Source organism: Terrisporobacter othiniensis, from assembly GCF_000808015.1.
Classification (GTDB): domain Bacteria; phylum Bacillota; class Clostridia; order Peptostreptococcales; family Peptostreptococcaceae; genus Terrisporobacter; species Terrisporobacter muris.
The window spans coordinates 1-5261 of the sequence record NZ_JWHR01000039.1 but is presented as its reverse complement, the minus strand read 5'-3'; the positions used below and the strand labels follow the sequence as shown (position 1 = coordinate 5261).

The 5261-nt window shown below is 26.9% G+C and carries 6 protein-coding genes; all 6 read right to left on the bottom strand.

From position 1 onward, the window contains the following. Positions 1–150: 150 nt before the first annotated feature. Positions 151–996: a DegV family protein gene (locus tag QX51_RS03560; RefSeq protein ID WP_039678542.1), complete on the bottom strand. Its 846-nt coding sequence runs from the start codon at positions 994–996 to the stop codon at positions 151–153. 19 nt (positions 997–1015) lie between these two features. Further along, the gene (locus QX51_RS03555; protein WP_039678541.1) at positions 1016–1456 is read right to left on the bottom strand and encodes a MarR family winged helix-turn-helix transcriptional regulator; all 441 of its coding nucleotides are present in this window, start codon (positions 1454–1456) and stop codon (positions 1016–1018) included. A 17-nt stretch (positions 1457–1473) separates the two neighbouring features. Then, positions 1474–2223 carry an acyl-[acyl-carrier-protein] thioesterase gene (locus tag QX51_RS03550; RefSeq protein WP_039678540.1) on the bottom strand — a complete coding sequence of 250 codons (750 nt, stop codon included), beginning with the start codon at positions 2221–2223 and terminating at the stop codon, positions 1474–1476. Between the two features lie 180 nt (positions 2224–2403). Beyond that, positions 2404–2934, bottom strand: coding sequence for a hypothetical protein (locus QX51_RS03545; protein WP_039678539.1), 531 nt, complete (start codon positions 2932–2934; stop codon positions 2404–2406). 204 nt (positions 2935–3138) lie between these two features. Then, positions 3139–4014 (bottom strand): DegV family protein, encoded by an 876-nt coding sequence (locus QX51_RS03540; RefSeq protein ID WP_039678538.1) that lies wholly within the window; start codon positions 4012–4014, stop codon positions 3139–3141. A 192-nt stretch (positions 4015–4206) separates the two neighbouring features. Then, entirely contained in the window at positions 4207–4821 is a 615-nt protein-coding gene (locus QX51_RS03535) for a DUF4397 domain-containing protein (protein WP_039678537.1), read from the bottom strand. Positions 4822–5261 lie beyond the last annotated feature (440 nt).

Here is a 5261-nt window from a genome sequence, read left to right as displayed (position 1 = left end):
TTCCATTTTATTTCTGGTGAGTAGTGTACTCTTGTACTCATAATAAAATAACCTCCTTTAAAATCATACATATAGTATGTTTCAAAAGAGGTTGTTTTATTTATTCCCGTGTAAAGGGTTCACTTCACATTAGGTTTAGGTGTGTTTTAATTATTTGTCCCATATACAAAGTCCTATAGTTCCAGCTCCAGTATGAGATCCTATGCTAGGACCTATTTTTGTTTCTACTATTCGATTAAAATCAAGTTCATTTTCAATAACTTCTTTTAATTTTTCAAATTCAATTTCATTGTCTCCATGAGCAATACCAATTCTCTTATCTTCTATGTTATCTTTTATATATTTTTTCACCATACTTATCATTTTTGATATAACTTTTTTATGACCTCTAGCTTGGTCTATATTCACTATAAATCCATCTTGCATTTGTAATATTGGTTTTATACTCAACATACTTCCTATTACTGCTTTTGATGCCGATAGTCTACCTCCCTTTTTTAGGTAGTCTAAATTATCAACAGCAAATAATACTAATATATTATCTCTTATATCTTCTAATTTTTTTATTATTTCATCTATTGATTTACCTTCTTCATTCATTTCACAAGCTGTAACAACTTGAGCTCCACATCCATAAGATAAATTTAAGCTATCAAATATGTAAATTTCTCCTTGTAAATCATTCTTTGTTATCATTGCAGATTGATATGTACCAGTAACTTTAGATGATCCACTAATATATAGTATCTTTTTTCCTTGGTTTAAATACTTTCTAAATATTTCTTCAAATTGAATATATGTAGCTTGTGATGTTTTAGGTATTTCATCACATTCTTTTATAAGACTGTAAAATTCCTCATTTGTAAGGTTTTGTCCATCTTTATATTCAATATCATTGATTATTATTGTTAGAGGTATTACTTCTATATCATATCGTTTAACTAAGTTCTCTGGAACATCTGCTAAACTATCACATATTATTTTTAAATCACTCATTACGTCTATTCTCCTGTCTTTATTCTATCCTATTTCTCTCTATTGCATTATTAGACATCTGCTTTATAGTCTCAAATACTATATTTAATGTTTCCATATTTATATCCTTTGTTATATAACTATTCCACTGTTCAAACAAATCAGTTAATCTTACTTGTACTTGTATACCCTTTTTTGTTAGTTTTATTCTATTTGTTCTTTTATCATTTTCATCTTTTATTCTAAATATATATTCTTTTTCTTCTAACGATTTAATAGCTCTAGCTGTTGCTGCTTTATCCACTATTAAAGATTTAGAAAGTTCCTCTTGGCTCACATTAGCCTTTTCATACATTTCCATCAAAAAAATATATTCTGAAGCTCCTATTCCTAAATCTTTAGTGTTATTATTTATATAAGTTTGAAACTGTCTATATAAAACGGAGATACATTTTCTCATTTCTCTGTATTTTTTATTCATATTAATATCCTTATTTTTTATATTTCATTCCAATGAGTTTCTAAAAGAGCTACCACTTCTTCACTTTCATTTATTATTTCATGATATGCACTAATATTATTATCATTATATTCCATTTCAGTTTTAACACTTACTTTATCTCCATAAGTTAATTCCTTTTGATATTTTATTTTAACTGAATAAATTTTGTAATCAGTCATAATCTCAAAAGGTATAGTTTCCAATATCCACCCTAAATATGTCACATTGCCCACATGTAAATTCAAATCTATATCAGAGTATCTAACATTAAATTCTTTTTTGTAGTCAACATTCTTGCATTTTGAAAGCTTTAATTTATTTCTTCCTATTGTAGGTGTTTTCTCTTCAACTCCATAGGCCTTATAATGTTCATCAGGTATTGACAATGGCCTTCTTTTTTTAGAATCAACTAATATAACTAGTGTCTTTCCTTCAAGAATTAAATCATCTTTATCATTATAGATTTTAAAATACCTAACTGCATAAAATTTATTCATACCTTCAATATAAGTTATAGCTCTAAGCTTTTCTTTGTATTTAACATATTTATAAATAGTGATTTCGTAATCCACTAACATCCAAGTATGGTTTTCTTTTACCATATCAGCTATGACAAATCCGTACTTTTCATCTTGACTCAGACCACAATCTGCCATAAAATTCATATAAGAAGTTAGAAAACACTCTCCTCTTGCATCCGTATCTCTATATGTAACTTCATATTCTTTAGTAAACACCCTTTCCATATCTTATACCTTCTTCCTATATATAAATAATTTTATTTATTTTGTATACAATTTTTAGTTGATATGTCAATTATTTTAATTATATTTAGTTGATATGTCAATCATTATTGATATTATTTCATAAAAAAGCCATAGTAAAAAATTCAACTTCTTACTACAGCTTTTCCTCATTATATATTATTAACTCTTAGATTTTATTTTTGCTTCACCAAGTAAAAAGCCTATAGAAGTACACATTAAATCTCTAAATTGACCTATTATTTCTAAATTTTCAGTAAATGAAAAAGTATATTCACCTAATATTACTAATGCAGATATTAGGGTAATTAATAAAGCTACTACAATTTGCACAGTGTTTCCTTCTCCATAATAATATTTAAGTGTTTCCTTCTTCATTTTACAGTCCTCAGTAATAGCTTTTTCTTTATCTAAACTAATAGTCACTTTTTCCATATAATTATCTTTATTCCTATCTTCTTTTGTTTTTGTATTAGAACTTAATATAAAACCAAACACAGATGCAAGAGATATTCTAAATATTACCTCAATTCTTGCATATAAATCAGTATCCTTTGATTTATAAATAGCCATGAATATTATAGAAAAAACTAAGAAAAAGCCAATATAAACTAAAAGTTTTGCTGCTAAATTTAATTTATCCCAATCCATTAACAATTCTTCAATTAATGCTTGTATTCTACAAAATCTCATAGGTGTCACCACCTTATAGGTATGATTTCCGCCCTCTATCCATAATATTACATAAATTAATATTTTGTGATAATTTTTTATTTCTGTCCATACTTACTATTTTTATTATTCACAGTAAATATTAACACTTATAATGTATGTATCAAAAAAGAATAGTTATTATAACCACAGTTATATTAACTATTCTTTTTTATATATAAATAATTATTCTCTTTGTTTTCCATAAAAATTTATCAATAATGTTCCTTTTCCACTATGAGCGCCTATTATAGGACCTATTTTTGAATGTATAATTTCATCTACTTCAAACTCTTTTTTCAACATTTGTTCTAATAAAACAGCCTCATGCTCACAATCAGCATGAGAAATAATTATAGTATTATATTTATCTGGCAAGTAATTATCTTTCAATTTATTAATCATGTGATGTTCACAAGTTTTTGTTCCCCTTAACTTTTCTATTAACTGAAGTTTCCCATCATTATCCATATTAAGTAATGGTTTTATATTTAATGCAGTTCCAAAAGTAGCTGCAACTGAACTAATTCTTCCACCTCTTTTTAGATGAAATAAATCATCAACCTTATACCAATGACAAATATTTAATCTATTTCTTTCCACCCAATCATATAATTCTTCAATAGTTTTCCCATTTTCTTTTTCTTTAGCTGCTAAATAAACTAAAAGCCCTTCTCCTGAAGATGCGCACAATGAATCAATAGACATTATTTTTCTATCTGGATAATCTTCTTTTAAATTTAATATGGCTATTTCTGATGATCCATATGTGCCACTTAAGCCTGATGAAAAGCATATATAAAGAATATCCTTTCCTTCTTTTAATATTGGAGTAAAGTATTCTATAAATCTCACAGGTGTAATTTGAGTTGTTGTTATCGTTACTCCTTCTTCTGCCATCTTATAAAAAGATTTGCTATCTAATTCCCTTTCATCAGGATAATGTGAATATATTTCTCCATCCATTTCAAAATCCATGGGAATAACTTTAATTCCAAGAGAATCTATTACTTCTGGTGGTAAATCACTAGTAGCATCTGTGAATATTTCATACTCTGCCATATATTTTTCCTCCTTTTTTACAAATAAAGTATGTATGATTTCTAATTATATTGTAATTATAATAGTGTTTTATTCAATTTTCAATTATTCTGCATATAAAATAATTCATAGTAAATTAAGCATCATTAGATCTTTATACAACAACAAAGTAGAGGTATGCTTCCTCTCCTTTGTTGTTAGTAATCCTGCTAATTATAGAAATCTTACAAATGTACTTCCATCTAAAGACTGGATTGATGATAAATTCGGCGGATTACCTACTATATAAATAGTATATACTTTTTGACTTTTTAGCTCAGCTTTTAAAGCTAATACAGTATCATTTGTATCCGCAATATTTATTGTCACGTTATAAGCTCCTGAAGGTATCTGAGCGTAGTCAGTTGCATCCATAAATCCTATATCTTCAAAGATTAATCTTCCATCTATTAACATATCCACTCCTGGAGCATCTGGTGATAAATGTATGATCCTTACTCTACTTTCATTTACAGACAAATCATCTGCATTACCTTCTATATATGATACTAATTGAATGTCCTCAAAATTCCCTACAGCAGCTATAGTTACAACTTCTTTTTCTGGCACTTGAACATTTTGTGTAAGTGTAGGACTTCCCTTTTGTCCAGCTGGAAATACTTCCATTTTATATTCTCCCATTGGTAGTTGAACATATTCAGAAAACTCTTTAAAAGACAAGTTTTTAAAAGCAAGCCCTCCATTAACATAAATATCTACTGGAGGAGCATCTGGAGAAGCATTAAAAACTCTCACATAAGATACGTCCATATCATTTCTAATAAACATAAAATCGTCATCCCCCTATATAAAACAAATAATCAATAACCGTTTATATTACTAATTGTATGTTTAATATTTTTTTTTGCTACACGCAAAATATATTTGACAAAATATGTAAATTATTATATTATAATATTAACAATAAGATAATTAACAATTATATTTTGAAGATATAAATAAGTCAGAAGGCTTTAACCTTCTGACTTTTTTGTTTTCAAATATTTTTAACCCTTAAATATAGTAATTAATTAACTTAAGTAGTTGTATTCTTACTTTCCCCGAGTATGAATTATAAGTTTAAAGATGGTTCTTTCCATCTTTTTTCTTTTTTTATATATTTTCAAATAAATCAATAATATCTTCTCTTGATAATTTTTTCAAAGATGTACTACTTTCTAAATTAGAATTGATGATATCTTCAATAAGTTCTTTTTTATTTTCCCTGA